The organism is Archangium gephyra (genome assembly GCF_042230915.1).
GTDB classification, from domain to species: Bacteria; Myxococcota; Myxococcia; order Myxococcales; family Myxococcaceae; genus Archangium; species Archangium gephyra_B.
Genome location: NZ_CP102578.1, coordinates 4,734,353 through 4,751,764 on the forward strand (window position 1 = coordinate 4,734,353; position 17,412 = coordinate 4,751,764).

Genomic DNA, 17,412 nt, shown 5'->3' on the forward strand with positions numbered 1-17,412 from the left:
ATCATGACACGGAGAGCGGGTGTTCGAATAGACACATCCGCACGCCAGTTCCATGCCCGGCCACGCCATCACCGACGACGTCAGGCTCAGCCCACCGCCCCGGGTTGCCGCACGACGCGCTCCAGCCGTTGCCAGGCCTGTTCGAGCTGCGGAACCGCTTGACCGCTGGCGGCCACGTAGCCATCCGGACGCAGGAGCAGGAAGCCCTCGCTGGCCTCGCCCAGGTGACGATGCCGGGCGAGCGAGGGCCGGCCCTCCACGAGCGTGTTGGCGCGCCGCGCCAGCTCGCTGTCTCCGGCTCCCGTGGTGATCAAGCGGAAGCCGTTCAGCCCCTCGCCATCGGCTTTCAGGACCCAGGCCGGAGCCTGCATTCCCGGGGCGGGCAGGGGCCCGGCGCGCCGCTTCCGCTTGCCGTTCCCGGGCGACAGCGGCTCCCCGAAGAGCACATCCGGGTAGTGGATCTGCCGGCCGGACAGCGACGGCACCAGGATGTTCTGCAGGCGCCCCGCGCGGTGGAGGAGGTGGAGCATGACGTTGCGGAGGCGCAGCGCCATGGGCGGAAACAGGGTCTGGCGGGTCAGCCCGTGGATGGCTCCCACCACCTGCTGCGCCGCCGCCCTTCGCTCGGGATCGTAGCTGTCGAGGAGCGTGGGGGCGAACTGGCCGTTGATCACTCCGGCGAGCTTCCACACCAGGTTGCGGACGTCCTGCATGCCGAGGGAGAGGCCCTGGCCGCCGGCCGGAGAGTGGACGTGGGCGGAGTCGCCAGCGAGGAAGCACCGGCCGACGCGCATCGATGCGGCGACGCGATGAGGGGCGCCGAAGGTGTTGAGTTGGCTGGGCTCGGACAGGCGCAGCTTCCCCGGACCGCGCTGGTCGAGCAGGCGCTGCACGGCCTCGAGGCTCATCGTCTCGCCCTCGCCGAGGGCTCCGCTGACGCGCACCTCTCCGTCAGGCAGGGCGATCAGCACGAGCACGCCAGCCGGCGTGACGTAGTAGTGGGCGTCCTCGCGCGCGAACTCGCCTTCGATTTGCCCCTCGGCGAGCGCGAACGAGCGCGAGAACTCCGTCCCGACGAACTCGATCCCCAGTTGCTTGCGGACGGTGCTGTGCGCGCCATCGGCGCCGATCAGCCAGTCGGCCTCGTAGGTCAGCTTCTCCCCGCCGGGGCCTTCCGCCATCACCCGCACCGAGTCCTTGCCGGAGACGATCTCGGTGACACGGACCGGGCGCTCGACGCGGCCGCCCAGCTTCTCCAGCGCCGCCTCGAGCAGCCGGCTGGTGCGGTCCTGGCGGAGCACCAGCGCGCCGTCGGTCGCGTCGAGCGGCAGGCGGATCGTCCGGTCGCGATGGGTGTGGTAGCACAGCGCGCGCGGGCGATAGCCCTGCTTCTCGGCCTCGGGCAGCACCCCCAGCTCCTCGAGCATCTCGAGCACCGGTGGCCACAGCAGGATCGCTCGCGAGCCGCTGCCCGGCTCCGCGGAGGCGTCCAGGACGGTCACCTCGATGCCACGGCGCCTGAGTCCACAGGCCGCGGCGAGGCCGCAAGGGCCCGCTCCCACGATCACGACGGGTGTCTTCTTCTTTTCCATTCCATTGCCCTCGATGCTGCGGACTAGATGCCACCCACCTCGTCGAGCTCCTGAGCGAGCTCGGCCAGCAGTTGCTCCTCGCTCATCGCGCGTGCGCGCTCACGCAGTTGCTCCTCGGTCTGCGCCGCGGCGGGCGCTTCGCGTTTCGGCTCGGGCTTTGGCTCCTGGGCAGGCGGTGGGGCGCGGACCTCGCGGTCATCGGGGAGGAGCCGCTCGAGCAGCTCGCGCGCCAGGCTCGCGAGGGTTCCGTGCGTCCAGATGAGGGTGGCGGGCAGCCGGAGGCCGGTCTCCTTCTCGAGCCGGTTCCTCAGCTCGAGCCCGGTGAGCGACTCCAATCCGAGCGAGGTGAAGGCGGCCTGCGCGGGGATCGCCTCGGGCCGGCACTGCAGCACCTTGGCGAGCTGGTGGCGGACCAGACCTTCCAGCTGCGCGATCCGGAGTTGCCCGGGCGTGGCGCGCAGCCGGGCGGCCAGCGCCTGCTGTGCATGGCCGGCGGACGTTGCCGCCGAGGCCGCGACGGACCCGATCAGGTCGCCGAAGAACGCGCTGGCACTGAGCGTCGGATAGAAGTCGAGCCACCGGCCCACGTCCAGCGAGACGACACCCACCCAGGGCTCGTCACGAACGAGGATCCCGGCGAGGCTCGCTTCGCTCGCCTGCGTGGACATGCTCGCCATGCCGCGATCCTGCAACCGCTCGCCGCGAACCTCGCGGGCGGCGGCCAGGCCCACCTCGGAGAACGGACCCCAGGAGATGCTCAGCCCGGGCAGCCCCGCGGCGTGCCGGTGCTGAGCCAGCGCATCGAGGAAGCTGTTGGACGCCGAGTAGCCGGTCTGTCCCGGTGAGCCGAGCAGCGAGGCGACGGAGGAGTAGAGGACGAAGAAGTCGAGCGGACGCTCCCGGGTGAGCCGGTGCAGGTGCCAGGCGCCGTCGATCTTCGGCGCCATGACGCGGCGGAAGCGGGCCGTGTCCTGTTGCGCGACCAGCCCGTCGTCGAGGATGCCAGCCAGGTGGAACACCCCGCGGAGTGGCGCCTGCGGGGTTTCGGCCTCGCGCAGCAGCCTGTCCACATCGGCGGGCCGCGACACGTCGGCGGCCACGAGCACGACGGTGGCGCCGCCTTGCTCGAGCTCGCCGATGAGCTTCCTCGCCGCTTCGTTGGGCGCACTGCGTCCCGCCAGCACGAGACGGCGTGCCCCCTGCTCGAACATCCATTTCGCCAGGGACAGGCCCAGGCCTCCCAGTCCACCCGTGACGACATAGCTGGCGTCGGCGCGGAACCGGGGCCCGCTTCCCTCGAGCGCCACCTCGGGATCGCGCAGCGCGAAGGCCAGCTCGCCAGGGTGTTGCCCCTCGAGCCCGCCGCGCGCCGCTTCGCCCACTCGAGAGATCGGCACCACTCGCGCGGGCAGCAGAGGCAGCGGCCCGGCCGCCATCGTCCGCACGGCCTGGTGGAACAGCGAGGCGAACCGCTGCGGGCGCGCCTGAGCGACGGCGCTCAGGTCCACCGTGGCGTAGGACAGGCCCCTGGTGAAGAGCGACGGCGGGATTCGTGCGGAACTGGCGGACTGGGGCGCGCCGAGCTCCAGCAACCGGCCGCACGGTGCGAGCACCCGCAGGTTCTCGGCCATTGCTTCGCCGTGGCGCGACTCGGCGGCGGAGTCGAGCACGATGTCGACCCCACGCCCGCCGGTGAGCGCGAGGACCCGATCGGCGAAGGCCTGGGGCGGGCAGTCCACCACCTGCACCACTCCCAGCGCGCGCAAGGTGGCGCGTTCCTGCTCGTTGGCGGCGGTGGCGAGGACCTCGAGGCCGAGCCGTTGCGCCACCTGGATGGCCGCTACCCCAGCGGTGCCGGTAGCGGAGTGGATGAGGAGGCGCTCACCCGCCTCGGCCCGCGCGACGTGCTCGAGTGCATGGCTGGCCATCATCATGCCGAGCACCTCCCGGGCCGCGTTCTCGGACGCGCCTTCGTGCGGGAGCGGAGCCACTCGTGCCGCCGGGAGCACGGCGTGCGTGGCGAGCGCTTCGCCTTCCGAGCCCACCGCCACCACCTCTTGGCCGACGAGCTCCTGGCCGACGCCCGCCCCGACGGCCGTAACCCGCCCCGTACACGCGAAGGTCACGGACCGGCGAGCGAGCACGGCGACGTTCAGCTCGAGCTCGACCTCGCCTTCCTTCGGGGCGCGCCGCTCGAGCGGACGGAACGTCACGGCTCCCGCAGTGCCCGGCTCGGCCACGGCCAGCTGGAACGGCCGTCCAGCGGCCAGCGCGCGATGCGTGGTGGGAGGACCCAACGGGCCAAAGGCCAGACGCGCGACGAAGCGGCGGCCGTCGCGCAGCGCGACCTCATCGTCGGCGCCACCCGCGAGCAGCTCGGCGGTCAGCTCCTCCGCGAGCGCGTCCGCGTCTTGGGCCGAGGGCCCGGCGTGCAGATCCAGCCGCGTGCAGCGCAGCTCGGGGTGCTCGTACGCGATCGTCCTCGCCATGCCGAGGAGCGGGGCGCTGGCGAGCGCCGCGGCGTCCGAGCTCGAGGTGCCATCGACCGTCTGGACGCCCCGGGTGACGAACCACAGCCGGGGAGCATCACGCCATCCCTGACGGGTGAGCGCCTGGGTCAGGTGCAGCGCGCTGGCCCACACGGGCTCGCTGGCCGCCACCATCGACTCCTCGCCAGCGGGAACCGCCATCATCTCCAGGCTGGCGAGGTGCACGACTCCCATGCACGAGCCCTGACGGCTCGCGCTCTCCCGGATCCGGGCATGGGCCCGGCCGCTGTCGCCGGAGAGCTCGTGCGCATCGAGCACCGCGACGGTGTGGCCGCGTGCCTCCAGGCGTTCACGCACGCCGTCGGCCACGCTGCCCCGGCCCACCAGGAGCCAGTGGCCGGCGGCCGGCGTTTCGGCCGTGGCGGCCCGCGTGGCCTCGCGCCATTCGAGGCGCAGCACCTGCTCGCGCTCGTTGGCGGACTCCAGGCGCCGCAGGCGCAGCCCCTCCACCTCGAGCAGGAGGTGGCCGGAGGCATCCATGATCGCGATGTCGGCGATCATCAGTTGACGCTCGGCGTGCGTCTCGCGAAGCCGTACGTGGCTCCAGACCTGGTCGTTGGCGCGCGGCAGGGCGTGGACGCGAAGCGAGCGCCATCCCACGGGCATCACCGCCGCGGCGGCGGTTCGCCCCGGGTACCGCGGGTCGAGCGCCAGCGCCACCTGCAGCGCCGCGTCGAACCACCGGGGATCGAGCCGGTGGACGGGCTCGCCAGCACCGGTGGGAAGGACGGAGACGGAGGCGAGCGCCTCGTCCGTGCCTCGCCACACCGAGGTGATGCCAGCGAAGCCGCGGGCATAGCCGAGCCGCCAAGCGCGGCACGTCGCGTAGTGCTCCTCCGCCGTGAGGCGCTGGGCACAACGCGCCTGGAGCGCCGGCACGTCCTGGGGCGAGGCGGCGGGCGCGCCGGTGGCCTGGCGCAGCACTCCGCTGGCGTGGAGCACCCAGCCTCGCACCGCACCAGCGCCGGAGCCGTCCCGGCTGGAGATCCGGAACGAAGCCGCTCCGTCCCCGCTCGCGATCAACGCCAACTGCACGGTGCGCTCGATGGGAGGCGAGACGTCCAGGGCGGCGTGGAGCTCCAGCTCCGCGATCACCGAGCCGCCGCTCCACGGGGTCCCCTCGATGGCATCGAGCACCATGGCCGGATAGGCGGCGCCGGGAACGATCACCCGGCCGTCGACCACGTGATCCCCGAGGTAGGGCAGGCGCTCGTTGCTGATGACGCCTTCCCAGAGCCAGAGCCCGTCATCGAGCGAGGACGGGATCGGCGCGCCGAACAGGCCTCGTGTCGCGTCGCCACGGCTGCGCTGCTGGACTGGAGCGGTCTCGAGCCAATAGCGCTCCCGCTGGAAGGCATACGTTGGCAGCGGCACCCGGCGCCCCACCGGATGCAGGCGGCTCCAATCGATGGAGAAGCCGTGCGCGAACAGCTCGGACAGCGAGAGCAGGAGCTGGCGCGCATCTCCAGCGTCGCGCTTCAGCGTGCCGGCGACGGCCCCGGGGCGCCCGGCGGCCTCCAGGGTGTCCTTCATCGCCATCGTCAGGACGGGGTGCGGGCTCACCTCGACGAAGAAGTGGTGCCCCCCGGCCACCAGCAGCTCGACGGCGTCGGCGAAGCGCACGGTCCGGCGGAGGTTCTGGTACCAGTACTCGGCGTCCAGCAGGGAGCCATCGAGCACCTGTCCGCTCACCGTCGAGACGAAGGGCAGCTCGGACGTGGCCGGTTGGATTCCAGCGAGCACGCTCTGCAACTGGTCGTGGACCGCCTCGACCTGCGGGCCGTGCGAGGCGTAGTCGACCCGGATCCTGCGGGCGAACACCGACGCGGCCTCGAGCTCTCTGAGCAGGGCCTCGACGGCGGCCACCCCGCCGGAGATGACGGTGGAGTGGGGGCCGTTGATGGCGGCGATGGCGAGCTGGCCGTCGAACCGCTCGAGACGCGGCGCCAGCTCGGCCGCCGGCAGCTCCACGAGCGCCATGGTGCCCAGCCCGGCGAGCATGGCGAGTGCCTGGCTGCGCCGCGCCACGATCCTGGCGGCGTCACCCAGGGACAGCGCCCCGGCGACGCACGCGGCGGCGATCTCTCCCTGACTGTGTCCCACCACCGCGTCGGGCCGGAGCCCCAGGTGGCGCCACTGCTCGGCCAGGGAGACCATCACCGCGAACAGCACCGGCTGCAGCACGTCGACGCGCTCCAGCGACGGGGCGCCCGCCTCGCCGCGCAGCACGGCGAGCAGCGACCAATCCACGTGCGGTGCCAGCGCTTCGGCGCAGGCCTCCATGCGGGCGCGGAAGACGTCGCTGCTGTCGAGCAGCGGCCGCGCCATTTCGGGCCACTGCGAGCCCTGCCCCGGGAAGACGAAGACGAGCTTGCCCGAGGGCTTGACGTTGCCCCTCACCAGGTGGGGAGCGGAGGCGCCCTCGGCGAGCGCCCGCAGGCCGGCGAGCAGCTCCGCGCGCTCGCTCGCCACCACCACGGCGCGATGCTCGAAATGGGTCCGGGTGGTGGCGAGAGAACGCGCCACCTCGCCCAGCCGGAGCTCGGGATGGGACTCGAGGTGGGCGGCCAGCGCCCCGGCCTGCGCGCGCAGTGCCGCCTCGCTCCGGGCCGAGAGCGGCACCGGCATGGGGGAGCCTCGCTGCTCGGCGGCGGGCGGCACCCGGGCGGGGCCAACTTCCTGCCAGCGCACCGGCACGCCGAGCGCGTAGAGCGCGCCCAGGGAGTCCAGCATCACCGCCTGCTCGTCCTCGTCGCGCCGCAGCGAAGGCAGCGTGACGCCCGGGCGGTGGTGGTGCTTCAGGTTCGCCTGGATGGCGTACAGGGTGCTGGGGTGCGGGCTGACCTCGAGGAAGACCTCGTATCCGTCCCGGAGCAGCCCGTCGATGGCGGTCGAGAACGACAACGACTCGCAGAAGTTGCGGACCCAGTGCCCGGCGTCGTAGCGCTCACCGGGGATCACGGTGCCCAGTGCCGCCGAGGCGATCGGGATGCGGGACGGACGGGGCTGGACCTTTTGAAGCGCCTCGAGGAGCTCGGCGCGCAGGTGCTCCACGAGCGGGCTGTGCGGGGCCACGTCCACCGGCAGCCGGCGGCAGAAGATCTCCCGCTGCTCGAGCGAGCGGAACAGCGCATCGAGCGCGTCCGGCTTGCCCGCGAGCACGGTGGCGTTCACGCCGTGGTGGATGGCGCGGAACAGCTGGCCCTCATGGCCCGTCAGCTCCCGGGCGGTGTCTTCCCATGACAGGCCCACCAGGCCCATCGCTCCCTGGCCGCGGACCCGGGCCAGCATGCGCGCGTAGACGCAGATGGTCTCGATGGCGTCGCTCAGGCTCAGCGCGCCGCCGACGTACGCCGCCGCGATCTCACCGCCGCTGTGCCCGATGACGGCCGCCGGCTCCACTCCCCACGTGCGCCACAGCTCGGTCAGGGCGATCTGCACGGCGATGCTCACCGGCCAGCCGACCTCGACGTGATCCAGCCGGGAGCTCTCCGCACCGGCCGTCAACTCCTCCAGCAGCGACCAGCCGAGATGCTGTTGGATCAACCGTCCGCACTGCTCGAGCGTGGCGCGGAACACCGGCTCGCGGTGCAGCAGCGAGCGGCCCATTCCGAGCCACTGCGCCCCCTGGCCGGCGAAGACGAACACCACCCTCGGAGCCTCACCGGGCGTGGCCCGGCCGGCGGCCAGGCGCGGGCTCGCCTTGCCCTCGAGGTAGTCCCGCAGACCCTGGGCGAGCTCACCCGAGGAGCGCGCGGTCAGCGCCAGACGATGCTCGGACGACGAGGACGGCGGCGCCGGGGTGACGAGCGGTTCGCGGCCCGGGCGCTCCACCGTCTCCAACCACCCGCGAGCCTCCTCGCGCAGGGCCTCCGTGCTGCTGGCGGCGAGCGGGAAACTCGCGGCCGGCGGCGAGGGCCACTCGGCGACGACCACGTGCGCGTTCGTCCCGCCCATGCCGAAGGAGCTGATGCCGGCCACCAGCGGCCGCTCCGCCGCGGGCCAGGGCCCCTCCTGGGTTCGCACCCGAAGGTTCAGCTCCTCGAAGGGGATGTGGGGGTTGGGCGTCGTGAAGTGGAGGCTGGGGACGAGCCGCCGGTGCGAGATGCAGAGCGCCGTCTTGATCAACCCCACCATGCCCGCGGCGGCCTCGAGGTGGCCGACGTTGGTCTTGCCCGAGCCGACGAGTAACGGCGCGCCGGCCGGCCTGGCCCTGCCCAGCACCGCGCCGAGCGCACTGGCCTCGATGGGATCGCCGAGCTGGGTGCCGGTGCCGTGCAGCTCGACGTACTGGACATCGCCCGGCTCGACGCGCGCCCGGCGATACGCCGCGCGCAGCAGTGCCTCCTGCGCCACGGGGTTGGGGGCGGTCAGTCCGTTGCTGGCACCATCGTTGTTCACCACGGAGCCGCGGATGACGCAGACGATCGGATCGCCGTCGATGAGGGCACGCGACAGCCGCTTGAGCACCACCACGGCTCCACCCTCGCCGCGCACGTAGCCATTGGCACCGGCGTCGAAGGTGGCGCACCGCCCGTCCGGCGACAGCGCGCCGAACTTGACCATGGCGTGGGTGCTCTCGGGCAGGAGGTTCAGGTTCACCGCCCCAGCCAGCGCCATCGTGGCGTCACCGCGTTGCAGGGCCTCGCAGGCCAGATGGACGGAGACCAACGCCGACGAGCAGGCCGAGTCGAGCGACAGGCTGGGGCCCTGCAGGCCGAGCACGTACGACACCCGGTTGGCGAGGATGCTGCGGTGGTGCCCGGTCACCGTGTGCTGGGTGATGGCCTGCGCGCCCTGCTGGTAGAGCAGCCGGCCGTAATCGACCCAGGCGGAGCCGACGTAGACGCCGGTCTGGCTTCCCTTCAGGGTCTCGGCGACGATGCCGGCGTTCTCCAGCGCCTCCCAGGTGAGCTCCAGCATGAGGCGCTGCTGGGGGTCCATCGTGATCGCCTCGCGCGGAGAGATCCCGAAGAACAGCGGATCGAAGCGATCGACCTGCTCGAGGAACCCGCCCTTGCGCGCCCCGGTGGCACCGGGAGCACCGGGCTCGGCGTTGGCCCAGGCCGCGGCATCCCAGCGCTCGCGCGGCACCTCGGAGATGGCATTCACTCCGTCGCGGAGCAACTGCCAGAACGCCTCCAGATTCGGCGCGCCGGGAAAGCGGCAGGACATCCCGATGATGGCGATGGGCTCGTCCGGCGAGCCACGCGCCGCCTCCGCGGCCCCGCTGGTGGTGTCAGCGGTGCCGCCGGTGGGGGCGGCCTCCGCGCTGGCTCCGCCATGGAGGTGCGCCGCCAGCTCGTGCGGAGTGGGGAAGCGCCAGACGGCGACCGGGGAGATGGGCCGTTCGAGCCGCTGTGACAGCTTGCGGACGAGCGTGAGCGCCCCGAGCGAGTCGAGCCCGTAGCGGCTGAACTGCTCGTGGACATCGATCACCTGCGGATCGACCCCCAGATGCGCGCCGAGATCCTCGGCGATCCACCCGATGAGCTGGTTGAGGGCCGGCGAGGTCATGAGTTCACCGCTCGCGGCTGGGCGGAGGCAGGCACCGGCTCCTGGGTGGCGGCACGGAGGATGCGCATCCGCACCCCGTTCTTGGGTCCCACCCCGACTCCCTGACGCACCGCCTTCTCTTCCTGCGACGACTCCAGCTCGAGCTCCCAGTGGCGCAGGATCGACGAGACCACGATCTGCAGCGCCTGGTGGGCGAAGGAGGCTCCAATGCAGCGCCGCGCACCGGCTCCGTACGGCATGAACTCAAAGGGGGTGTAGCTGCGCTCGGCGAAGCGCTCGGGGCGGAACCGCAGCGGCTCCGGGAAGATGTCTTCCCGCGCGTGAAGCATCGTCGTGAACACCGCGACCCCGGTCCCCGCCGGAATGGTGCGCGAGCCGATGCGGAGCGGAACCCGGAGCTTGCGGTACAGATCCGCCACGGGCGGATAGATGCGCATGGTCTCGTTGCAGATCGCGTCGAGGTGGGAGAGCTCGGTATAGCGCTCCGGCGCGGCGTCCAGCGGCAGCGTGGCCAGCTCCTGGCGCAGCTTCGCCAGCGTCTCGGGATGGCGATGCAGCCAGTAGAACACCCAGGCGATCGTCGTCGCCGTGGCCGCGTGCCCGGCGAGGAACAGCGCCATCAGCTCGTCGTGAATGACCTCGTCGCTGGGGGCGCTGCCGTCCTCGTAGCGTGCCGTGAGCAGCAGGGAGAGCAGGTCCAGCTTGGAGCTGGACGGTTCGGCGCGGCGCCGGGCGATGAGTCCGTGGATGAGCTGGGTGAGCCGCGCGTCGGCGCGCTGCCAGGTGGCGTACGGCCCGATCCCGCCGAAGCGGTGGCGGAGCGCGGGAAAGAAGATGAGGGCGGGCGACGACGCATCGAAGAGCTCACGAATGCGCACCCGGAGCTCGTCCTGCTCGGCGGGCTCCGTCACGCCGAACATGTCGCGGATGACCACCTGGAGCATGATCCGCTGGGCGAGCTTCTGCATGACGAACGGCTTGCCGTTGGCCATCTCGCTCGCGTACTGGATCGCCGTCTCCTTCATGGTCACGGCATAGGCGCCGAGGACCTGCCTGCGGCTGAACGGCGGCATCAGGAGCTTTCGCTCCCGTGCGTGCGGCTCGCCCGTCAGCATGACGAGCGAGCGCGGCCGGAAGACCATGGCCAGCGCATCCGGGCCGTAGAGGTCGAACGTCGACATATCGGCGGTCAGGATGTCCTTGGCGGCCTGCGGGCTGTACGCCACCACGACGGGCCCCATCTGCAGCGGCATCGTGACGGTGTGTCCATCGCCGTACCTGGTGAGATCCCGGTAGAGGCTCACGGGATCGGTCGCGTAGCGAACCGAGGTCCAGAACGCGCTGGAGGGGCCCCCGGGAAGGCCTTCGCTGGAAGAGGTGGTGGACTTCATTTCAGTGGTGTCAGACATGGGATTCCCTCTCCACGTTGCGATTGCCGTCTTCGCTCGGGCCGGCGGACGAGCCTCTGGAGCGCTCCCAGAGTTCGACGAGGTGGTCAACCAGTTCGGCGAGCACGCCGCCTGCCAGGAGGAGCGCCATGGACAGCTGAACACCGAGCGCTTTCTGGACCTGATCGCGCAGCTCGAGCGCCATCAGCGAATCGAGACCCAGCTCCAGGAGCTGGGTCTGCGCGTCGAGCCGTGAGGCCTCCATTCCGAGGACCGCGGCCACCTGCGCTCTCAACAGCTCCTCGAGGTGAGTCCTCCGGACCTGGGGATCACTGGCCGCGAGCAGCGCACTCCTCGTCGACCCGAGCGCCGCGGTGGAGGCCAGCTCGGCGACCGGAGCGGCGAAGCGCGGTTGCGTGCGCACGCGCTCGAACCAGGCCGGGTCGATCCGCGCCGGCAGCGCGACGAGCTGGGACTGGCGTGTCGCGAGCGCCTCGCGCAAGCGGTGCGCCAGCTCGGTGGAGCGATCGTCGCCAGCACCCGCGGGCGCGAGTGCCAACGCGAGTGCCGGGAGCCCGGTGCGGAAGCGCGTCTCCGCGATGGCGGAGAAGGCCGCCGCGAGCGCCTCCTGGTTGCCCCCAGGAATGGCGCCGAGTGCGCTGACGAGCGTGAAGCCGTCGAGCGCGAGGTCACCGGTGGCCGCCGCGAGCTCGAGTGCCGGGAGCACCTTCGTCGCCCAATCCAGGCCGAGCGGGTGCTCGGACGCCGATGCGCCGTAGAAGACCCCTCTCCAGCGCGGAGCCTCGCGCTCGCCGGGCCGCAGGAGCCGCGCCCAGTCTTCGCGATCGAGGTTCGCCTCGCGCCGCCACTCGACCCGCGCCCCCGAGGCCTCGGCCTCCTGGATGGCCCGGGCGAGCTCGGCGGACGGCGCATCGCCGCCGGCACCGGAGCCCGGCGTGACCACGACGACGTGGGAGGCGCCCTCCTGGGCGAGCCAGCGCACCAGCCAGGCACTCATCGCCGAGCCATCGCCGCCGAGCAGGTAGGAGCCCTCGGGAGAAATCCCCGTCCAGGCGGGCAGCGGCACCGTCAACCGCGCGGTGCGGCCGTCCTCGAAGGAGAGGATCCGCGCGCCGGCCTCGTCACCGTGCGCCAGGGCGTGCCCGGCTTCGCCCAGGGCGTAAGCGCGGACGGGAAGGAGGGACAGCTCACCGCGCTCGCACATCGCGACGGCCCGCTCCAACGCGGCCCTGTAGGCGGCGGGACGATCCTCCGCGAGCTCCGCCAGATCGATGACCTGATAGGAGGCGCGGCGGCGCTGGAGGTTCTGCCAGAGGCCTTGCTCGAGCGCCTCGCCCTCGATGTCCGTGGCCTTCGAAGCGCGCGGCGCCAGTTCCAGGAAGCGCCCGCCACGAGCCAGCAGCGCGACCACTGCGCTCGCCGCGCCGGGCAGCGTGTTGCACACCACGTCCACTCCGCGCCCCGAGGTGGTGCGCAGCAACTCGTCGACGAACCCCGGGGAGTCGGAAGCGGTGACGCTGGCGACGCCGAGGCCTCGCAGGTACTCCACCTGGGACCGCGCGGCCGTGGCATGCACCTCGGCCCCAGCCCGCAGCGCGAGCTGCACGGCGGCTAGCCCGACACCGGAGGCGGCTCCATGGACGAAGACGCGCTCGCCTCGCCCGACCCTGATGGCTTCGTGCAGCGCATGCCAGGCTGCCGCAGAGGGGAGGGCGACGCCGGCCGCGTGCGACACGGTGAGTGACTCCGGCCGGCGCACAAGCCAGGCCGCTGGCGCAATGACATGAGAGGCCAGGCCACCGCGCGCGATCCCGAGAACCTCGTCGCCGATGGCGACCTGATCGACCCCCTGTCCGAGCGCCACCACCGTTCCGCAGTACCCGAGACCCGTGGCGGCGAGCGCCACGCCGGGTTCATGGGCAGCCCATCCGATGGCGCGCACCCGGAGCTCCACTTCGCCAGGGCCGGGTGCCGTTCGGGTGAGGGGGCGGAGCGACGGGCCCGCCAGCTCTCCGTTTCCTCCGGCCTCCAGGCGGCATGGCTCGCCGGCGTACGCCCGGTGGGCCATCGGCGGCTCCAGCGGCGGCTGGCACAGGCGAGCCACGTAGCGTCCCTCCGGGCGCCACGCCACCTCGTCTTCGTCCGGGCGCTCCACGAGCTCGCGGACCACGCCGTCGAGCGGAGCACCCCGGGTCCATTCGATCCGCGTGCAGCGCAGCGGCGATACGTCCCGGCCCACGGCGCCGACGGCGGCCTGGAAGACCGCCAGGGTCTGGTCCAATGGCGCCTCGTCCTGAGCGCTCGAGGCGGCTTCGACCACGACGGCAAGCGCGGGCGCGGAGGCAAGCTGCGAGGCGGAGCGCGACAGGAGCCGCAGGTCCGCGGCGACTTCGGACAGCAACTCCGCCGCCGCGGTGCCGTGCGCTCCGGTGGCGCTGCCGTCGCGTGGCAGGTAGACGATGCCGCTCCAGACGAGCGGGTCCTCGCCAGCGGCTCGAGAGAGCTCCTCCGGCCCCAGGGGTCCGTCGGCCTCCCACAGGCGCACGTCTTGCGAGCGCGAGATGAGGACGTCGCGGAGCGCCCGGCCGAGCGCGCTGGCCCTGGCGACGATCAGCCAGCGGCCGGAGCGCGGGGCCGCTGACGCCTCGGGCTCCGGCAAGGGGGCGCTTTCCCAGCGCGGGCAGAACAGCCGGGTCGCCTGTTGCCGCGCCGCCGCCTGTTGCTCGAGGCGGAGGCCCGTCACCTGGGCCAGCGGCGCGCCGGTGTCGTCCCACAGCGTCACGTCCGCGCTCCACTTCCCCTCGGAGAGGGCGCGCACGCGGACGTGGCTCCAGCCGCTGGTGGCCGGAGACGGGTGCACGCTCAGGTGCTCGATCCCTACCGGCAGCGGCGCGCCGCCACCCTTCACCGAAGAGGCCAGGACCGCGCCGACGGCCTGCAAGGCCCCGTCGAACAGGGCGGGGTGGAGGGGCAGTCCATGTGTGGCGCGGGCGGCGCGCTCGGAGACCGTCAGCCGTGCCAGCGCTTCGCCTTCACCGGCGAACAGCTCCTCGATCGGACGCAGGTTCGGCCCGTTGACGATGCCGTTGGCCTCCATCGCCTGGTACAGCTCGGCGCCGGGGACTCCGCGCGAGAGCCGGCCGCGCACGGCCTCGAGCGGCTCGGTGGCCGCGCTCGCCGCTTCCTCCACCACCACCCGGCCATCGGCGTGCACCGTCCACGCCTCGCCGGCGCGCCGGCTGGACACCCGGAACCGGCCAGGTCTGCTCGCCGGGTCGAGCCACGCCAGCTGCAACTCGCGCTCCTGCTCCGCCGAAGAGCCGAGTGCCAGCGGGGCACCGAAGACGAGCCCGCTCAGCCCCTGTGAGGAGGCCCCCCCGGCGCGGCGCGCCGCTTCGACGGCCAGCAGCGGGAAGAGCGTCGAGGGCAGGAGGGCCGCCCCGGCGACCGTGTGCTCACCGAGGAAGCCCGCGTTGTCGCCACTCCACCACCGCTGCCAGAGGGCGGTGCGGCCCGCCACGGAGGACTCGACTCCGGTGCCGAGCAGCCCGCCGGCCGCTTCCACCCGCCGCTCGCGCCGGCTCCCCGCGTCGAACCAGTAGCGCTCGCGCTGGAACGGGTAGGTCGGCAGCGGAAGCCGGCGGGGCTTCGGGTAGAGCGCCGGGAACTGGACCGGGGCTCCCCTCACGTAGAGCTCGCCCAGCGACTGCAGGAGCATCCGGCGCGCGGACTTCTCGCGGCGAAGACTGCCCACCACCGTCGCGCGGCCGCCCCGGCGGGCCAGGCTCTCCTCGAGGATCGGCAGCAGGACCGGGTGGGGGCTGAGCTCCAGGAACAGGGTGTGGCCGTCGTCGAGCAGGCGATCGATCATTGGCGCCAGCAGGACCGGATCGCGGAGGTTGCGAGCCCAGTAGGCGGCATCGAGCTCACCGCCGGCCAGCACCTGCTGGGTCACGGTGGAGTAGAGCGGCGTGGTCCCGGGACGCGGCTTCAGCCCGGTGAGCCCGGCCATGAGGGGCGCGCGCAGCGCTTCCATCTGAGGACTGTGCGAGGCGACGTCGACCTGGACCCGGCGGCAGAACACCGCCTCCGCCTCGAGCTCGCGCAGCAGCGCCTCGAGCGCCGCGGTCTCCCCGGCAATCACCGTGGAATGGGGGCCGTTGTGGGCGGCGATCGAGAGCAGTGCCGATCGCGATTGCAGGCGCGCCTGCGCCGCCTCCATTCCAAGCTCGACGACGGCCATGGACCCCTGTCCACTCACCGTGCGGAGCAGCCGGCTGCGGTGGCAGATGATGCGTGCGGCATCCTCCAGCGACAGGGCCCCGGCCACGTGCGCGGCCGCCACCTCTCCCATGCTGTGGCCGACCACCGCGTCGGGCGAGATCCCCCAGGAGCGCCACAGCGCGGCGAGCCCGACCGACATCGCGAACAGCGCCGGCTGCACGATGTCGATGCGCTCGGCCTCGGTGCGGCCATCGAGCACGTCGAGCAGCGCCCAGTCCACGTGGGGGGCGAAGGCCTCGGCGCAGCGCTCCACCGCGGCGCGAAACACCGGCTCCTGGGCCAGCAGCTCGCGCCCCATTCCGAGCCATTGCGAGCCCTGGCCGGGGAACACGAACGCGATCCGCGGGCGCGTGTCGGCATCCGCCCGGCCCCGCGCTCCCTCGGTGCGTGGCACGTCGCGCGCCATGTCCGCGAGCACCGCCGCGAGCTCCGCGGGAGTCTCGGCGACGGCCGCGAGCCGGTGCTCGTGGTGGCTGCGGCAACCCGCCGCGCTCGCCGCGAGATCCGCGAGTGGCACCGCCGGCCCGCTCTCCACCTGTCCCCCGAGGGATTGCGCCAGCGCCGACACCGCGGCGGGGCTCCGTGCCGAGAGCACCACCAGCTCGGCGCGCCGCGAAGCTGGAGCCGGCGCTGTCTCGGGGGTGCTCTCACGAACCGGTGGGGCCTCGACGATGACGTGCGCGTTGGTGCCGCTGGCTCCGAAGGCGCTCACACCGGCAACGCGCCGGGCGTTGCCCCACGGGACCATCGACGTGGGGATCTGGATGCCCAGGCGGCTCCAGTCGAGGTGGGGGTTGGGCCGCTGGAAGTGCAGGTGCGGAGGGATGCCTTCGTTCCCGAGCGCCAGGACGACCTTGATGAACCCGGCGATACCGGCGGCTGCCTCGGTGTGACCGAAGTTGGTCTTGACCGAGCCGACGTAGAGCGGGAACTCCCGCGGACGATCCTTGCCGTAGACGTCACCCAGCGCCCGCAGCTCGATGGGATCTCCCAGCGAGGTGCCGGTCCCGTGGGCCTCCACGTACGTCACGTCGTGCGGGTTCATCCGGGCATTGTCGAGCGCGGCCCGGATCACCTTCTCCTGGGCCTTCTTGCTCGGGACGGTGAGGCCATTGGTGGCGCCGTCCTGGTTGACCGCGGTTCCGCGGATGACGGCGAGCACCGGATCCCCCGCGGCGACCGCGTCGGAGAGCCGCTTGAGGACGGCCACGCCGACTCCCTCACCGCGGACGAAGCCATCCGCGGTCGCATCGAATGCGCGGCAGCGCCCCGAGGCCGACAGCACGCGGACCTTGGACATCATCACCTGCGGCATCGGCGCGAGCAGCAGGTTGGCGCCAGCGGCGATCGACACGTCGGTCTCACCGGAGCGCAGGCTGTTGCAGGCGAGGTGGATCGCCACCAGCGACGAGGAGCAGGCGGTGTCGATCGACACGGCGGGCCCCTCGAAGCCGAACACGTGAGCGGTGCGCCCGGCGATGAAGCTGGGGGCGACGCCGGTCAGGAAGTAGGCGTCGAGCGCTGCCGCACCCTTGCTGTCCTGGAGCAGCCAGCCGTAGTCGGTGGTGGCGAGGCCGACGAACACCCCGGTGCGGCTCCCGGCCTGCGAGGCGGGCGGGATTCCGGCGCGCTCGAAGGCCTCCCACACACACTCGAGGACCAGGCGGTGCTGCGGGTCCATCGAGCGCGCGTCGCGCGGCGCGATGCCGAAGAAGGGCGCGTCGAACTGGTCGATGGCGCCGAGGAACCCCCCGTGGCGCGAGTATGTCTTGGCCGGCGCCTCGGGATCCGGGTCGAACCAGGTGGCGTTGTCCCAGCGGCTGGGCGGCACTTCGCTCACCGCGTCCCGGCCCGCCGCCAGGTTCTGCCAGTAGCGCTCCGGAGTCGTGGCGTCCCCGGGGAACCGGCACGCCACGCCGACCACCGCGATCGGCGCGTCTCGGAATTGCTCGGCCTGGGCGAGCCGCTGCTCCAGTCCTTCGATCTTGGACAGCGCCTGACGGAGCAACGCCTTGCGGGCTTCGACGTTATCGGGGGTCGACATGATCGGTTTTCCAGGAA

The 17,412-nt window shown here is 72.5% G+C and carries 4 protein-coding genes; all 4 read right to left on the reverse strand.

Features of this window, described 5'->3' with window-relative positions:
* Positions 1-86: 86 nt before the first annotated feature.
* Genes NR798_RS18995 through NR798_RS19010 form a run of 4 tightly spaced genes read right to left on the reverse strand, consistent with a single transcriptional unit; the run spans position 87 to position 17,395 of the window.
* A complete protein-coding gene (locus NR798_RS18995) occupies positions 87-1,592 on the reverse strand; it encodes an FAD-dependent oxidoreductase (protein WP_375772896.1) in 1,506 nt (501 codons plus the stop codon).
* Between the two features lie 23 nt (positions 1,593-1,615).
* On the reverse strand, positions 1,616-9,658 hold the full coding sequence (locus tag NR798_RS19000) for an SDR family NAD(P)-dependent oxidoreductase (RefSeq protein ID WP_375772897.1): 8,043 nt from the start codon (positions 9,656-9,658) through the stop codon (positions 1,616-1,618).
* Positions 9,655-11,067, reverse strand: a complete 1,413-nt coding sequence (locus NR798_RS19005; protein ID WP_375772898.1) for a cytochrome P450 — start codon at positions 11,065-11,067, stop codon at positions 9,655-9,657. The genes NR798_RS19000 and NR798_RS19005 overlap by 4 nt, the downstream gene beginning before the upstream one ends.
* The gene (locus tag NR798_RS19010) at positions 11,060-17,395 is read right to left on the reverse strand and encodes a beta-ketoacyl synthase N-terminal-like domain-containing protein (protein WP_375772899.1); all 6,336 of its coding nucleotides are present in this window, start codon (positions 17,393-17,395) and stop codon (positions 11,060-11,062) included. Before NR798_RS19010 ends, NR798_RS19005 begins: the two co-directional genes overlap by 8 nt.
* Positions 17,396-17,412: the final 17 nt, after the last annotated feature.

Bases quoted from the DNA above. Each gene is read 5' to 3' on its own strand.
- NR798_RS19010 (WP_375772899.1), bottom strand. From the start codon at position 17,395: ATGTCGACCCCCGATAACGTCGAAGCCCGCAAGGCGTTGCTCCGTCAG.
- NR798_RS18995 (WP_375772896.1), bottom strand. From the start codon at position 1,592: ATGGAAAAGAAGAAGACACCCGTCGTGATCGTGGGAGCGGGCCCTTGC.
- NR798_RS19000 (WP_375772897.1), bottom strand. From the start codon at position 9,658: ATGACCTCGCCGGCCCTCAACCAGCTCATCGGGTGGATCGCCGAGGAT.
- NR798_RS19005 (WP_375772898.1), bottom strand. From the start codon at position 11,067: ATGTCTGACACCACTGAAATGAAGTCCACCACCTCTTCCAGCGAAGGC.